Annotated in this window: 13 protein-coding genes; 3 read left to right on the top strand and 10 right to left on the bottom strand. The window is 64.4% G+C overall.

What is annotated here, in order from left to right; all coding sequences use genetic code 11:
- Nucleotides 1-181 precede the first annotated feature (181 nt).
- A complete protein-coding gene (gene dacB / locus NA29_RS05615; protein ID WP_224786859.1) occupies nt 182-1,657 on the top strand; it encodes a D-alanyl-D-alanine carboxypeptidase/D-alanyl-D-alanine endopeptidase in 1,476 nt (491 codons plus the stop codon).
- A 240-nt stretch (nt 1,658-1,897) separates the two neighbouring features.
- Nucleotides 1,898-2,764, top strand: coding sequence for a sterol desaturase family protein (locus NA29_RS05610; protein ID WP_052252550.1), 867 nt, complete (start codon nt 1,898-1,900; stop codon nt 2,762-2,764).
- Nucleotides 2,765-2,779: 15 nt separating this feature from the next.
- On the opposite strand, the gene NA29_RS05605 is transcribed toward NA29_RS05610, so the two are convergent.
- The 5 genes from NA29_RS05605 to NA29_RS05585 form a co-directional block, all read right to left on the bottom strand.
- Complete coding sequence (locus NA29_RS05605) at nt 2,780-3,802, bottom strand: L-threonylcarbamoyladenylate synthase (RefSeq protein ID WP_039396624.1); 1,023 nt, start codon at nt 3,800-3,802, stop codon at nt 2,780-2,782.
- Between the two features lie 85 nt (nt 3,803-3,887).
- Nucleotides 3,888-5,081, bottom strand: coding sequence for a 5-(carboxyamino)imidazole ribonucleotide synthase (locus NA29_RS05600; RefSeq protein WP_039396622.1), 1,194 nt, complete (start codon nt 5,079-5,081; stop codon nt 3,888-3,890).
- A gap of 40 nt (nt 5,082-5,121) precedes the next feature.
- Complete coding sequence (purE, locus tag NA29_RS05595; protein WP_039396619.1) at nt 5,122-5,628, bottom strand: 5-(carboxyamino)imidazole ribonucleotide mutase; 507 nt, start codon at nt 5,626-5,628, stop codon at nt 5,122-5,124.
- A gap of 16 nt (nt 5,629-5,644) precedes the next feature.
- Nucleotides 5,645-6,535 carry a phosphoribosylaminoimidazolesuccinocarboxamide synthase gene (locus NA29_RS05590; protein WP_039402467.1) on the bottom strand — a complete coding sequence of 297 codons (891 nt, stop codon included), beginning with the start codon at nt 6,533-6,535 and terminating at the stop codon, nt 5,645-5,647.
- A gap of 167 nt (nt 6,536-6,702) precedes the next feature.
- The gene (locus NA29_RS05585; protein WP_039396616.1) at nt 6,703-8,160 is read right to left on the bottom strand and encodes a hypothetical protein; all 1,458 of its coding nucleotides are present in this window, start codon (nt 8,158-8,160) and stop codon (nt 6,703-6,705) included.
- Nucleotides 8,161-8,685: 525 nt separating this feature from the next.
- On the opposite strand from NA29_RS05585, the gene NA29_RS05580 reads away from it, so the two are divergent.
- Nucleotides 8,686-9,222 carry a hypothetical protein gene (locus NA29_RS05580; protein ID WP_039396610.1) on the top strand — a complete coding sequence of 179 codons (537 nt, stop codon included), beginning with the start codon at nt 8,686-8,688 and terminating at the stop codon, nt 9,220-9,222.
- Between the two features lie 94 nt (nt 9,223-9,316).
- Here the strand turns inward: NA29_RS05580 and fba are convergent, their stop codons facing one another.
- From fba to NA29_RS05555, 5 genes are all read right to left on the bottom strand, one after another.
- Complete coding sequence (gene fba / locus NA29_RS05575; RefSeq protein ID WP_039396607.1) at nt 9,317-10,381, bottom strand: class II fructose-bisphosphate aldolase; 1,065 nt, start codon at nt 10,379-10,381, stop codon at nt 9,317-9,319.
- A 132-nt stretch (nt 10,382-10,513) separates the two neighbouring features.
- On the bottom strand, nt 10,514-11,947 hold the full coding sequence (pyk, locus tag NA29_RS05570; RefSeq protein ID WP_039396604.1) for a pyruvate kinase: 1,434 nt from the start codon (nt 11,945-11,947) through the stop codon (nt 10,514-10,516).
- A 274-nt stretch (nt 11,948-12,221) separates the two neighbouring features.
- Nucleotides 12,222-13,427 carry a phosphoglycerate kinase gene (locus NA29_RS05565; RefSeq protein ID WP_039396601.1) on the bottom strand — a complete coding sequence of 402 codons (1,206 nt, stop codon included), beginning with the start codon at nt 13,425-13,427 and terminating at the stop codon, nt 12,222-12,224.
- A gap of 86 nt (nt 13,428-13,513) precedes the next feature.
- Nucleotides 13,514-13,837: an AzlD domain-containing protein gene (locus tag NA29_RS05560; protein WP_039396598.1), complete on the bottom strand. Its 324-nt coding sequence runs from the start codon at nt 13,835-13,837 to the stop codon at nt 13,514-13,516.
- Nucleotides 13,837-14,673 carry an AzlC family ABC transporter permease gene (locus NA29_RS05555; RefSeq protein WP_231965172.1) on the bottom strand — a complete coding sequence of 279 codons (837 nt, stop codon included), beginning with the start codon at nt 14,671-14,673 and terminating at the stop codon, nt 13,837-13,839. Before NA29_RS05555 ends, NA29_RS05560 begins: the two co-directional genes overlap by 1 nt.
- Nucleotides 14,674-14,813 lie beyond the last annotated feature (140 nt).

Raw genomic sequence — 14,813 nt, 5'->3', positions numbered from 1 at the left:
GCCCGTCATGCGTTTGCTACGCCTGCCCCGCCGCCCTTTGCATTCCCTTCGTCACGCGTCCGACGCACTGCATCGCCTCCGCACCTTCCCGCTTTCGTCACTCTCGTCACTTTCGTCCCGCTCCGCCATCTCCCCGACGCCCAACTTTGCGCGCGCCTGTGGCGCGGTGCTGGCCATTGCCATGCTGGCAAGCGCGCCTGTGCACGCAAAATCCGAAAAGCAGGCGAAGCGCAAAATGCCGAGGGTGCCGGTGACGGCACCGCACGCCACGCCGTTGCCGCAACCGCTGGCCCGCGCGCTGGCGGCGAGCAAGGTGCCCGCATCGCACGTAAGCGTGATCGTCGCGAAAGTGGACAACCCGCTGCAAACGCGTGGCGCGGTGCCTGCACCGCTGCTCGCCGTGAATCCGAATGTGCCGCGCAATCCTGCGTCGACGATGAAGCTCGTGACGACGATTGCCGCGCTCGACACGCTCGGCCCCGATTACCGCTGGCGCACGCAGGCGTTCACCGACGGTGCGTCCGACGGTCGTACGCTTAACGGCAATCTCTACTTCAAAGGCACGGGCGATCCGAAGCTGGTGCCCGAAGAGATGGAGAAATTCGTCACTGAGCTGCGCAACGCGGGCGTGACGAATATCAATGGCGACATCGTGCTCGACCGTTCGGCCTATAGCGCGGACATCGGCGCGCAGGGCCCCATCGACGGTGACAGCGACCGCCCCTACAACGTCGCGCCGGATCCGCTGCTGTACTCGTTCAAGGCGATGTCGTTCAGCTTCACCGGCAATCCGAACGGCACCGTGGATGTCGGCGTGCTGCCCCCGCTCGCGAACCTGCAAGTGGCGAACGAAATGTCGTCGACGCCCGCGGGAAATTGCGGCGACTGGCTCGCACGGATTCATCCCACATTGAGCACGACACCCGACGGCGCCTACGTGGCGCACTTCTCGGGAACGTATCCTGCGTCGTGCGAGGACAAGGGATGGAACATCGCCGCGCCGGATCGCGACCGCTTCTTCCTCGGCGGCTTCCGTGCGCTGTGGCAGGCGTCGGGCGGCCAGTTCACTGGGAACGTGCGCACGGGGGTTGTGCCGCCGGGTGCGCGTCTGCTCGTCACACATCGCGGTCAGACGCTGGCCGAAGTCGTGCATGACATGAACAAGTTCAGCAACAACGTGATGGCGCGTCAGCTGTTCCTCACGCTGGGATTGGCTGCCGACGGCAAGACGCCAGCGAGCATTGCGCGCTCGCGTGAAGTGCTCAACCGCTGGCTCGAAAAGAACGATCTCGCCACGCCGGGCCTCGTCGTGGAGAACGGTTCGGGTCTGTCGCGCGTGGAGCGCATCAGTGCCTCGGAACTGGCGCGGCTGCTGCAACACGGCATCAATAGCCCGACCGGACAGGTGCTCATCGAATCGATGCCGACGGTCGGTGTCGACGGCACCATGCGCAATCGTCTGACCAATCGTGAGGTCGCAGGCAACGCGCACATCAAGACGGGAACGCTCGATGATGTGGGCGCGGTTGCGGGCTACGTTGCAACGCGCTCGGGCAGCACCTATGTCGTGGTCTCGCTGATCAACGATCCGAAGGCCAGCAACGCGCGTCCGTTCAACGATGCGCTGATTTCCTGGGTGTACGAAAACGCCCCCTGAGTGCGGCGGGCGTCGGGCTTGCATCCTGCTTTCGTTGCGCTTTGGAAGTGCATCGACGCAGAAGCGAGTCCCGACGCGGCACTTGACGTTTCCCTCTAACGGCAGCGCCAGCGAGAGCGATTCGCGTCAGAATAGACGTTCCATCGGTGTCACCTGCACCGGCCGTGTCACATAAAGTGGCACGTCAAGAGATGCAGGGACACCGGTTCAGATGACCCAATCGTGAGGAGACGCGAGGTCATGAACGTCGAGTTGATTCTGCTGGCGCTCGCGCCGGTCTTCGTGCTGTGCATCGGCATCGAGGCGTGGTACTGGCGACGCCGCCGTCCCGGCATGTACAGCCTGAAGGACACCATCAGCAACGCAACGCTCGCGCTCATGCATCAGGGCGCGGACAAGCTCGCATGGCTGCTCATTGTGCCGTTCTACGCGTGGCTCTACGACCATCACCGCATCTACACGATGCCTGCCGGATGGGTCGGCTTCGTGCTGCTCTTCATCGTTCAGGACTTTCTCTACTACGTGTTTCACCGCGCCAGCCATCGCATTCGCTGGCTGTGGGCGGCGCACGTCGTGCATCACTCGTCCGAGCGACTGAATCTGTCGACGGCGTTCCGGCAGAGCCTGATGTATCCCGTGGCGGGCATGTGGCTGTTCTGGACACCAATGGCGCTCATCGGCTTCACCCCGATGCAGATCGTCGGTGTGGTGCTGCTCAACCTCGCGTTTCAATTCTTCGTGCACACGCAGGCGATTCCGAAGCTGGGCTGGCTGGAGTACGTGCTCAATACGCCATCGATCCATCGCGCGCATCACGCACGCAACCCGCGCTACATCGACAGGAATTACGCAGGCGTGCTGGTGATCTGGGACCGCCTGTTCGGCTCATACGTCGAGGAAAGCGACGCCGAGCCATGCGAATACGGCATCGTCGACCAGATCCACACCCATAACCCGATCACATTGACGTTCCACGAATGGCGCACGATGGCGCGTGACGTCGTCACGATGCCGGGCTGGCGCAACAAGTGGATGGCGTTGTTCGGGCCGCCGGAATGGCGTCATGCACGTGAGACGACGCCGATGCCGGAGGGAAAGACGACCTGAATCGGGCGGTGAGATTTAAGCGCGTTCGAATGCCGCAGCGGCGCGGCCAAGGCGGTCGCCGACAGCCGCCCAGGCGGGCGTGTCCGGCAGACGCTCGAACAGAATGTGCGTGACGTTGGCGCGGTCGAGGCGGCGCAGCATCGCGTACAGATCGGTCGCCAGACCTGCAGGCGTGGCAGGCAGCACAAGCTTCACGATGTCGGTAGATGCGGCGATATCTGCGGGCAACGTCGCGAGTGTCGGGGCAAAGGCCACCACGGCCACCCGTTCGCCCGCAGGATGCACGGCCAGCGCTGCCGCGAACTGCCCGGCGTCGCACAGATACAGCGGTGTGCGCGGCGCGTAATGCGCCTTGAGCGTGCCTGAGGCACGCGGTGCGTTACTGTCCTGCCCCGGCAGACGCGGCATCTCGCCCAGCGCCTCGGCGATCTGTTCCGGCGTGATATGCCCTGGACGCAGCAGCGCCGGGAATCCGCGCGACAGATCCACGATGGTCGATTCGATACCGACGGCCGCTTCTCCGCCATCGAGTACATGAACGGTGACGCCCGGCAGCCCGGCGAATTCGTCGCGCACGTGCTGCGCGGCGGTCGGACTCACCTGACCGAACCGGTTGGCGGACGGACCTGCCACACCCCCCTGCCCGCCCTTGATCCGGGCGAACTCGCGCAGCAATGCCTGCGACACCGGGTGCGACGGAACACGCAAACCGACCGAATCCTGACCACCGGAGACAGCGTCGGGGATATGCGGTGCGCGTTTGAGAATGAGCGTGAGAGGACCGGGCCAGAACGCGTCCATCAGCTTGCGCGCGGCAGGCGTGACGTCGTCGCTCCAGTAGCCGGGGTCGCCCTCCGGCGAAAAGTGCACGATGACCGGGTGATTGGCCGGACGCCCCTTCGCCGCGTAGATCGACGCCACAGCCGCCGGATTCTCCGCGTCGCCGCCAAGCCCGTAGACCGTCTCCGTCGGGAACGCGACCAACTCGCCCGCCGCCAGTTGTTCGGCCGCTTGCGTGATAGCCGCCGCCGACGGCATGACGACGCGCGGGGTGTCGATGGATGCCGCCGCTGTCGGCAGTGTCTGGGGCGTGGAGGGCGTGGAGGGTGTGGACATCGCTCGCTTAGTCTTCCAGCGGGATATCGAGGCTGGTCGCCGCGCTCAGGCACGCCTTGCGGGCTTCGTCGAGCGTAGCGCCAGCAAACGTGATGTGGCCCATCTTGCGGCCCACGCGCGCGTCTTCCTTACCGTACAGATGCACGCGTGCGGACGGCAGCGCTGCCACGGCCGCCCAGGCGGGGGTACGCGGCTGGTCCTTGGCGGGGCCGTCGAACCAGATGTCGCCGAGGATGTTGAGCATCACGGCTGGCGAGTGCTGACGCGTCTCACCAAGCGGCAGTCCGGCCATCGCGCGCACTTGCTGTTCGAACTGGCTCGAAGCGCAGGCGTCGATGGTGTAGTGACCGCTGTTGTGGGGGCGCGGCGCCATTTCGTTTGCGACGAGCGAACCGTCCTTCAGAATGAAGAACTCGACGCACAGCACACCCACGTAATCCATTTGCGACGCAATCGCCGCAGCCGCGGCACGCGCGGCGTCGGCAATGGCCGGTGCCGCATCGGGGGCGGGCACCGTCGTCGTCGCGAGAATGCCGTCGATGTGGACGTTCTGGGCGAGCGGGTACGTGGCGACCTTACCGTCAGCGCCGCGTGCACTCAGCACGGACACTTCGAAGGCCAACGCCAGGCGCTTTTCCAGCACGCACGGCACGCCGCCGAGTGCCGCATAGGCTTCGCGGGCTTCGGCAGGCGTGTTCACACGCACCTGCCCCTTGCCGTCGTAGCCCAGACGCGCCGTCTTCAGAATGCCCGGCAACACGCTGTTGATGGCCGCGTCGCTGATGGCGGCAAGCGCCTCGTTCGACTCGATCACCAGATGCGGGGCCACAGGCACACCGCAGCTTTCGATGAAACGCTTCTCCGCCACACGATCCTGCGCAATCGCGACGCAGCGCCCGGCAGGGCTCACGGTCGTGGTTTGCGCGAGGAAATCGAGCGACTGCGCCGGCACGTTCTCGAACTCGGTCGACACGGCCGGACACAGCGCGGCCAGCTCGGCGAGCGCCGTCTCGTCACGATAATCGGCCACGATCAGACGGTCGGCCACGGCACCGGCCGGGCAACGCGGGTCCGGATCCAGCACACAGACCTTGTAGCCCATCGACTGGGCGGCAAAACAGAACATGCGGCCGAGTTGGCCGCCGCCCAGCATACCCAGCCATTGGCCGGGAAGGACGGGCGCAGCGGAGACGGAATTCATCGACGTTTAGGAACAGACGGTAGCAGGGACGTTTTTTCTTTTACAGCGCAGGCAGCGTCATGCCGCGCGCGGCTTCGGTCTGCTTCGCACGAAACGCTTCGAGCTTGTCGGCAAGCGTCTTGTCGTCGGCTGCCAGCATCGAGACGGCGAACAGCGCCGCGTTGGCCGCACCGGCTTCACCGATGGCGAAGGTCGCGACCGGCACGCCCTTGGGCATTTGCACGATGGAAAGCAGCGAGTCTTCGCCACGCAGATACTTGCTCGGCACGGGCACGCCCAGCACCGGCACGGTCGTCTTGGCGGCGATCATGCCCGGCAGGTGCGCGGCGCCGCCAGCACCGGCGATGATCGCGACCAGACCGCGCTCGCGTGCGGCTTCGGCGTAACGGAACATGTCGTCCGGCATGCGGTGCGCCGAGACGACCTGCGCCTCGTAAGGCACACCGAACTCGGCCAGAATGGCGGCCGCGTTCTTCATCACTTCCCAGTCCGAGTTGGACCCCATTACCACGCCAACGCGCGGGGCCACGGCTTGCTTATCGCTCATAGTCTCGGTGCCCCGCTCAGGCCAGTTGCTGGCCGGTCAGGCGCTCGAGCGCCTCGCGGTACTTGGCGGCCGTCTTCTCGACGACTTCCGTCGGCAGTGCCGGTGCGGGCGGGGTCTTGCCCCACGGCTGCGTTTCCAGCCAGTCGCGCACGAACTGCTTGTCGAACGACGGCGGGTTGCTGCCCACGGCGTACGAGTCGGCCGGCCAGAAGCGCGACGAATCGGCGGTCAGCGCTTCGTCCATCAGATGCAGTTTGCCGTCGTCATCCAGACCGAATTCGAACTTCGTGTCGGCGATGATGATGCCGCGCGTGGCGGCGTAAGCGGCGGCTTCCTTGTACAGACGGATCGAGATCTCGCGGATCTGCTCGGCCAGTTCGCGACCGATGCGGCTCACCATGTCGTCGAAGCTGATGTTCTCGTCGTGCTCACCCAGTTCGGCCTTGGCCGCCGGGGTGAAGATCGGCTCGGGGAGTTGCTGCGCGTTTTGCAGACCGGCGGGCAGCTTCACGCCGCACACCGCGCCCGTTGCCTGATAGTCCTTCCAGCCGCTGCCAGCCAGATAACCGCGCACGACGGCTTCGACGAGGATCGGCTTCAGACGCTTGACCACGACCGCACGGCCAGCGACCTGCGCGGCTTCGTCGGCGGAGACGACCGTCTCCGGGGCCACGCCCGTCAGGTGGTTCGGCACGACGTGTGCGAGCTTGTCGAACCAGAAGTTGGCCATCTGGTTGAGCACACGGCCCTTGCCCGGAATCGGCTCGCCCATGATCACGTCGAACGCCGAGAGGCGGTCCGTCGTCACGATCAGCAGCTTGTCGTCGCCGACGGCGTAGTTATCGCGCACTTTGCCGCGCGAGAGCAGCGGCAGGCTCTTGAGGGAAGATTCGTACAGGGCGTTCAGAGCGGGGGTAGTCACGGCGGGACCCAATATCAGGAAGGGCAAAGGCGTAATTATACGCGCGTCGAGGGTCGTTTCACGAAGATGTCGGTCCGGCGAGTCGACGGGGGCCGACATCTTCACGTCACGCGGGCTGCGCGCCGCCTTTTCCCTTCAGAGGCTTGGACCGGTCAGCGGCGGAAATGCGCTTCCAGCCGCGACTTTTCGGACGCCTGCACCAGCAGTGCCACCACCGGCGCACGCGAAACCGGATTCGACAGCGGCTTCGAAGCCCCCAGACAGTGCCGGTACCAACTGGCCACCGAACTTGCGTCGTAATACTTGTTGTCGCAGGTGAGGCCGTAGTCGTCGAACGACACCAGCCGCACGGCATTCGGGTCGTTGACGGAGATGGTCTCCTGCGAGATCCGGTCCGTGTGGCCTTCGATGTACGCTTCCGACAGAAAGCGAATACCGTTGAGCGTATCGAGTTCGTCACGCAACCACAGCATGGCCATGCCGGGCGGTAATCCGCCCGACGCCAGCAATGGCGCTACCTTCTCGAAATTCGCTTCGAGATAGTCGGCGAGCCGGTGGCGTCCCTTTGGGCTTTGCCAGTCGATCGCCACCCCGCTGTCCGTTCCCATCAGTCGCTGCCTGAGAATGTGCACCTTGCGCTCGCTGCGCGTGTCGCCACGCCCCGGCTCGCGCAGCATGCTCGTGAGCCGCGACAACTCCGCAATCAGGTCGAAGCTGCGCGCCGCCACGTTGATGTGATGATCGCTGGCGTCGGCACGCTGCCGGATGACTTCGTGGGCAAGTCGGCTGCGTAGCCGTGCGTCGCCTCCGCACAACTGCAGCGCGGCGCTGGCAATCACGGCGCACGGTCGGGCGATACCCCGCTCCGAGCAGATGAGCGGGATCTTGCCCGGATGCTGACGCATGAAATCCGCCACCCCCTTGCCGGAGCGCCAGAGCACGGCACCGTCGATCTGGGCGTCGAAGCGTTCCATGCCCTTGAACTCCATGAATTGCACATGCGAGAGTCCGCCATCGAGCTGACCGGGCGCGGCGGACGCCCCGGCACTCGTGCCCGCGCCTGCTTTTGTGTCTGCTCTTGCGGCTGCCTCCACGCCTGAATCCGGCGCACTGTGACGGCCACCCCGGCGGGTGACACGGGTGATGTAATCGCTGATCGGACGCTCCCGATAGCCTGTCCCATCGGACGCATCGCCGTTGCTCATCCGCTGCATCGTGCCTGGCTCTACACAGAAGATCGCGCCGATCTGCGGATTCGTCTTGAGCATGTGCGTGAGGCTACGCGCTTCGGCTGGCGTCGCCGTCGGCCCCACGATGAACCGGTACCCCTCCAGCTCCAGCAGGCCGAAACGGGTGCACTCGCCGCCCACGCGAATCAGCTTTGCGGTGTTCACGCCATAGCGCTCGACCCACGCTTGCGCCGTCTCTCGCAGCGGCGCCGCCCAGTCGGGCGTCGGGTCGTCGCACTCCCAAAGCGAAATGGGAAGGGTGGCGACGGGGCTTTGGCCAGAGGTGGCTGGATCTCGGAGATCATGCGACGTGGAGCGCTTCCAGTCCGCCGCCATCGTCATGCGGCTCTGCAACGACGGTGAGTCGGGCGTGGACGACACTTGAGACCCCTGGGGCGCCTGGGACGCCTGGGACAGGCCGCTTGTCCCGGCCGTCGACGGGTCAGCATGGCGGGTACCAGTTAGCGTGCTGGCCATCTCGTGTGCGCGCACGGGCGGTGGAGACGCTTCCGGTCTTGAGAGCCCAAAACACCAGCTCACTGTCTTGGGGAGGCGATTTAGCGGCATCGATAACTCCGGGTAGCCCGGAACGGGCGGGTTGACGGGAGGCAGGAGACTGCCACGCGGCATCCCCGCTGACTTCCGGAAATTGGCGAATGCCTGTCGTTTCGCATCGGTATTGGGGCGCGGGAGGGGCTTACTACGAAGCGCTGTAACGTCCGCCGACCGGCCCGGATGTTACCTACAATGGAAACGTTCACCCGACCAAAGTGGCCTGACGAGGCCGAGGGGGCTGCCATGACCATCTCATCGACACCGCACACTGTCCGGCAGCCATGCATCGGACGGATGGGGAGATGGCCTGACAAAGGCGGCGGCAGGGCGGTCCTCGGACGCTTCGCATCGATGACGATCACTGCCGTCGCCTTGCTCTCATTGTCAAACTCACCGGTGCTGGCGCAAACGGCAGCACCGGCGGCCACACCCCAGACCCAGCACGCCCCCGTCCATCGGGCGACGCCGCCGCGCTCGGCTTCCGCCGGGAGCGCATCCGACGCCAGCGAGCGCCCTGTCCTTCCCCGGCTGGTCGCCATCGCCCCGCCGGACGACGACGATGCCATCCCGCGCTTCGCTCTCTATGCGGCACGCGATATCGAACAGTTGGGATTGCAGTTTCCGGCGCAGGCGGCCAATGGATCATCCGGGTCGACGGACACGGAGGTCATCATCACGATGAGCCTGCGCGACAGCGCAACCACGCGCATGCGCGACTTTTCCCGTCAGCACATGAACGAACCGATGACGCTGATCGTCGACGGCGTGGAGATGATTACCGCGACCATCCGCTCGGAGTTGGGCGGCAAATTCCAGTTGCAGATGCCAAAAGAAAAGGCCCGGCTTCTGTTCCAGCGCGTGCTGGCGAAAGCCGGGCCTGCGACCTGAGGCGGTGCGGGCAACTGACGTTCGTCAGTGTCCTCCCCTCACAGGTCGGGCATTTCGCCGTCCGGGTTGCCCGGCGCGGCGACAATGCGCGTATTTACTTCACGATCTGAGCGAGATCGCCGCTCTTGTACTTCTCGGCCATCTTGTCGAGCGAGACCGTCTTGATCTTGCCAGCCTGACCTTCGCAGCCGAACGACAGATAGCGCGCCTTGCAAACCTGCTTGGCGGCTTCGCGAGCCGGCTTCAGGTAGTCGCGCGGGTCGAACTTGCTCGGGTTTTCAAACAGGTAGCGACGGATTGCGCCGGTCATGGCCAGACGGATGTCGGTATCGATGTTGATCTTGCGCACGCCGTGCTTGATGCCTTCGACGATTTCTTCGACCGGCACGCCGTACGTTTCCTTCATGTCGCCACCGAATTCACGGATCTCGGCGAGCAGTTCCTGCGGCACCGACGACGAACCGTGCATCACCAGGTGGGTGTTCGGAATGCGGCGGTGGATTTCCTTGATACGGTCGATGGCGAGAATGTCGCCCGTCGGCTTGCGGCTGAACTTGTAAGCGCCGTGCGAGGTACCGATGGCGATGGCCAGCGCGTCGCATTGCGTCTGGTGCACGAAGTCGGCTGCCTGATCCGGGTCGGTCAGCAGTTGCTCGCGGGTCATCGTGCCGTCGGCGCCGTGACCGTCTTCCTTGTCGCCCTTCATCGTTTCGAGCGAACCCAGCACGCCCAGCTCGGCTTCCACCGTCACGCCGATGTAGTGCGAGAACTCGACCACCTTGCGCGACACTTCGACGTTGTACTCGTAGCTGGCGACCGACTTGCCGTCCGCTTCGAGCGAACCGTCCATCATCACGCTCGAGAAGCCGCTCTTGATCGCAGCCATACACACCGCCGGCGACTGGCCGTGATCCTGGTGCATCACCACCGGGATATGCGGGTAGGCTTCCACCGCGGCCGAGATCAGGTGACGCAGGAACGCTTCGCCAGCGTACTTACGGGCACCTGCCGAGGCTTGCATGATGACCGGCGCGCCAACTTCGTCGGCAGCGGCCATGATCGCGGAAACCTGTTCCAGATTGTTGACATTGAAGGCCGGCAGACCGTAGCCGTTTTCGGCGGCGTGGTCGAGCAGCTGTCGCATAGAGACTAGGGGCATGATGTTCTCCTTGGAATCACAAAACTAAGCAAATCTTTCTTCGATCCGGAGGCGCCCCACATGACGACAGCTCGCGCCCGGCGCGGCAGGTGCTATATGCACTGCCTCGCCGCACTCGCGCGGCCCGCTTCGTCATGCCTGGCCCACCTGAACGATCTTCAATGTGTTGGTGCCGCCGGGTTGTCCCATCGGCTCGCCTACCGTCAGCACGATCGTGTCGCCACGCTTCACAACGCCACTCGAAAGCAGCAGTTGTTCGGCTTGCTTGAGCGCGTGATCGCGGTCATGCGTGGCGTCGGCGCGCATCGCGTAGACGTTGCGATATAGCGCCATTTTGCGATGGCTGCTCATCTGCGACGTCAGCGCAAAAATCGGCACATGGATCTTGTGACGGGACAGCCACAACGCAGTCGCGCCCGATTCGGTCAGCGCCACGATGGCTTTCGCGCCAAGATGATACGCGGTAAACAGGGCACCGGCCGCAATCGTTTGATCAATGCGCGTAAAAGTTTGGTCCAGCCAGTCGCGATCGAGTTCCACCGTTTCCGAGCGCTCGGCTTCGACGCAAATCGCCGCCATCGCCTCGATCGTCTCGACCGGGTACTTGCCCGCCGCACTTTCCGCCGACAGCATCACCGCGTCGGTGCCGTCGAGCACCGCGTTGGCGACGTCCGACACTTCGGCGCGGGTCGGCACCGGATTGTGAATCATCGACTCCATCATCTGCGTGGCCGTGATGGTCGTCTTGTTCATCTCGCGCGCAAGCCGGATCATGCGCTTTTGCAGCGCCGGTACGGCCGCATTGCCGACTTCGATGGCCAGGTCGCCACGCGCGACCATGATGCAGTCCGAGGCCGCCAGAATCTCTTCGAGGGCCGGAATCGCTTCCGCACGCTCGATCTTCGCGATCATCAGCGGCTTGATGCCGTACGGCTCGCCCGCCACGTTCGCCAGACGTCGCGCCATTTCCATGTCGGTCGCGTTCTTCGGGAACGAGACCGCGACGTAATCGGCACCCAGCGCCATCGCGGTCTTGATGTCTTCCATGTCCTTCGACGTGAGCGCCGGTGCCGTCAACCCGCCGCCCTGACGGTTGATGCCCTTGTTGTTCGACAGGTCGCCGCCGACCTTCACGGTCGTGTGGATCTCGCTGCCGAGCACGCGGTCGACGATCAGCACGATCAGGCCGTCGTTGAGCAGCAGCACGTCGCCCGTGCGCACGTCGCGCGGCAGTTCCTTGTAGTCCAGACCGACGCGCTCGTCGTTACCGAGTTCGCATTCGCTGTCCAGAATGAACTTGGCGCCAGCTTCGAGCGTGGTCTTGCCGTTCTCGAACTTGCCGACGCGAATCTTCGGGCCCTGCAGGTCGGCCATGATGGCCACTTCGCGGCCTGCCGCCTTAGCGGCCGCGCGCACCATTTCGGCGCGCTCGATGTGGTCCTGCGCCTTGCCGTGCGAGAAGTTCAGGCGAACGACGTCGACGCCTGCGGCGATCATGCGCGAAAGCACTTCCGGCGTGCTCGATGCCGGACCGATGGTGGCGACGATCTTGGTGGAGCGGTTCATTACATCCATCTCTTCATCCTCTTTGGGTAGCAGCGCTTTCGACATTACTGGCGCTTAGAGGTTTGTAACGCAATTAGGCCGCCGCAGGTTAACCAAAAAGTTTGTATTGTCCGTACGAAATCGTTTGATTCGATCTCTGACGTTCGCAATAAAGCGGGCAAAACCGCCGTCACCGAACGTTTTCCGGACTCACAGACTCCCCTGCAAGCCCCGCTCCACCTGGGTTTGCGCATTTCAGAGCAAACCCAATACAGATTCCGCGCAATCCGCCCGATCAGTTCGACTGAGCCGCGCGTTTTTCCAGCACGTCGACGGCCGGGAGCGTCTTTCCTTCGAGGAATTCGAGGAACGCGCCACCACCGGTCGAGATGTAGCTGACCTGATCGGCGATACCGTACTTGGCGATGGCCGCGAGCGTGTCGCCGCCACCGGCGATCGAGAAGCCCTTGGCTGCGGCGATGGCGCGCGCCAGGGTTTCCGTGCCGTGACCGAACTGGTCGAATTCGAACACGCCGACCGGGCCGTTCCAGACGATGGTGCCCGCGCTGCCCAATTGCTCGGCCAGCTTGGCGGCCGTTTGCGGGCCGATGTCGAGGATCATGTCGTCGGCGGCGACGTCGGCGGCCGCCTTGACGGTCGCTGCGGCGTTCGCGCTGAATTCCTTGGCGCACACCACGTCCGTCGGGATCGGCACCGATGCGCCGCGTGCGGCCATCGCGTCGATGATCGCCTTGGCTTCTTCGACCAGATCGGCTTCGGCGAGCGACTTGCCGATCGGCAGACCGGCGGCCAGCATGAACGTGTTGGCGATGCCGCCGCCCACGATCAGTTGGTCGACCTTGTCGGCCAACGTCTTGAGGATGGTGAGCTTGGTGGAAACCTTCGAGCCAGCCACAATGGCCACGAGCGGACGCGCCGGTGCGTTCAGCGCCTTGCCGAGCGCTTCGAGTTCGGCCGCGAGCAGCGGACCTGCACACGCGACCGGTGCGTACTTGGCGATGCCGTGCGTGGTGGCTTCAGCGCGGTGGGCCGTGCCGAATGCGTCGTTCACATAGACGTCGCACAGCTTGGCCATCTTCTGCGCCAATTCGTCGTTGTCCTTCTTCTCGCCCTTGTTGACGCGGCAGTTCTCGAGCAGCACGACCGAGCCCGGGGCCACGTCGAAACCGCCGTCGACCCAGTCGGAGACCAGCTTCACGTCGCGACCGAGCAACTCCGACAGACGCTTTGCCACCGGGGCGAGCGAGTCGGCGGGCTTGAATTCGCCTTCCGTCGGACGGCCCAGATGCGAGGTGACCATCACGGCAGCGCCGGCGTCGAGCGACATCTGGATGGCCGGCACCGAGGCGCGGATACGCGTGTCTTCCGTGATTCGGCCCTCATCGTCTTGCGGCACGTTCATGTCGGCGCGGATGAAGACACGTTTGCCGGCGAGGCGGCCCTGGGCGATCAAATCGGAAAGACGTACGACGGAAGCCATGAGAATCCGGAATAAATGGTGGGAAAAACATGCATTTTAACTGATCCGACCACCCAGATGCCCATTTTGCAGATCCGGCGTTCCACCTACAGGAACAGTCGTCCCAGCGTATAAACGACCATTCCGATCACGATCATCTCGATCATGTTCCGCCGCCAGATGAACCAGCCGGTGGCCGCCACTGCCGCCGCGAGCTTGTGATTGCCCAGATGGATGGCGAACTGATGGTCGAGCAGCACGACCTCCGGCACGACGATGACGGCAAGCGCCGCCGCCGGTGCGTAGCGCAGTGCGCGTTGCAGGCGTTGCGGCAGCGTCACGCGCTCGCCGGCGAGCAGGAAGAAGGTGCGCGTGACGATGGTGATGGCCGTCATCGCGACGAAGGCGAACCAGATTTCGAAGGTGCTCATCAGCGACGCTCTCCCGACGTGCGGCGTTCTTCATGGACGGCGTCCGGCTGCGACTCGCCGATCTTCGTTGTCATTGGCGCGTTCGCCGCCGCGTCGTCCCCTGTCGAAATAGGCACCCGCACCGGATTGGCCAGTGCAAGGCGCTTTGCGTGGCGCGACGCCAGTTCGTCGCACACCATGCCCGCAGCCAGCGCACCGAGCACGCCCAGCACCAGATTGAGGCGATACGGCAGATCGAAGGCGAGCACGCCGATGAGCGACGCGAGCGCCACCGCCAGCATCGTCGAGCGGCTGTTGATCGTGATGAGCGCGAGCGTGCCTGCGAACCCCAGTCCCCAGCTATCGGGCACCAGCGCACCGAGCACGATGCCGAGAATCGACGACACGTGCCAGACCGCCCAATTGCTCAGCGTGATGCCGTAATACGTTCCCTCCTTGCCCGGCACGTAGCCGTTCGCGAAGTTCTGGTTCATGAACATCACAAAACCGAGATCGCCATTGACGTAACCGAGCGCGATACGACGCGGCAACGATAAATAGGAGAAATGCGGCTGGAGGCCCGCGCTGAAAATCACGAAACGCAGATTGACGATGCCGACCGTGAGCAGAATCGTCCAGAGCGGCATACCGGCGGCGAAGAGTGGCAGTGAGGCGAGTTGCGCCGACCCCGCGTAAAGCATCAGGCTCATGCCGATGGCCTGCGGCACGGTCAGCACCGATTTACTCATGGCGACGCCTGTCACCAGCCCCCATGAAAAGATGGCGGGCAAAAGCGGCGAAATAATGCGAAAACCGGCCGCGAACCCTTCACGTTCAGCGGCAGGCAAACGAAACATTGACATGATCGGCTGGGGGGCAGCGCCGGGGTGAGCGACGCGGTGTCTGGCATTACGGGGCGAAGCGGTCCCGACGGCGCCCGGCACGCCCGAGATGACCGCTAGCGGTCACGGCGCCCGCCAGGGTTGCCGGATTGTCT

Origin of the sequence: Pandoraea sputorum (assembly GCF_000814845.2) — a bacterium.
Classification (GTDB): domain Bacteria; phylum Pseudomonadota; class Gammaproteobacteria; order Burkholderiales; family Burkholderiaceae; genus Pandoraea; species Pandoraea sputorum.
This window is presented reverse-complemented; position numbering and strand designations above follow the sequence as displayed.

Bases quoted from the DNA above. Each gene is read 5' to 3' on its own strand.
- dacB (WP_224786859.1), top strand. From the start codon at position 182: ATGCTGGCAAGCGCGCCTGTGCACGCAAAATCCGAAAAGCAGGCGAAG.
- NA29_RS05610 (WP_052252550.1), top strand. From the start codon at position 1,898: ATGAACGTCGAGTTGATTCTGCTGGCGCTCGCGCCGGTCTTCGTGCTG.
- NA29_RS05605 (WP_039396624.1), bottom strand. From the start codon at position 3,802: ATGCCGTCGGCGGCGGCTATCACGCAAGCGGCCGAACAACTGGCGGCG.
- NA29_RS05600 (WP_039396622.1), bottom strand. From the start codon at position 5,081: ATGAATTCCGTCTCCGCTGCGCCCGTCCTTCCCGGCCAATGGCTGGGT.
- purE (WP_039396619.1), bottom strand. From the start codon at position 5,628: ATGAGCGATAAGCAAGCCGTGGCCCCGCGCGTTGGCGTGGTAATGGGG.
- NA29_RS05580 (WP_039396610.1), top strand. From the start codon at position 8,686: ATGACGATCACTGCCGTCGCCTTGCTCTCATTGTCAAACTCACCGGTG.
- fba (WP_039396607.1), bottom strand. From the start codon at position 10,381: ATGCCCCTAGTCTCTATGCGACAGCTGCTCGACCACGCCGCCGAAAAC.
- pyk (WP_039396604.1), bottom strand. From the start codon at position 11,947: ATGAACCGCTCCACCAAGATCGTCGCCACCATCGGTCCGGCATCGAGC.
- NA29_RS05565 (WP_039396601.1), bottom strand. From the start codon at position 13,427: ATGGCTTCCGTCGTACGTCTTTCCGATTTGATCGCCCAGGGCCGCCTC.
- NA29_RS05560 (WP_039396598.1), bottom strand. From the start codon at position 13,837: ATGAGCACCTTCGAAATCTGGTTCGCCTTCGTCGCGATGACGGCCATC.
- NA29_RS05555 (WP_231965172.1), bottom strand. From the start codon at position 14,673: ATGTTTCGTTTGCCTGCCGCTGAACGTGAAGGGTTCGCGGCCGGTTTT.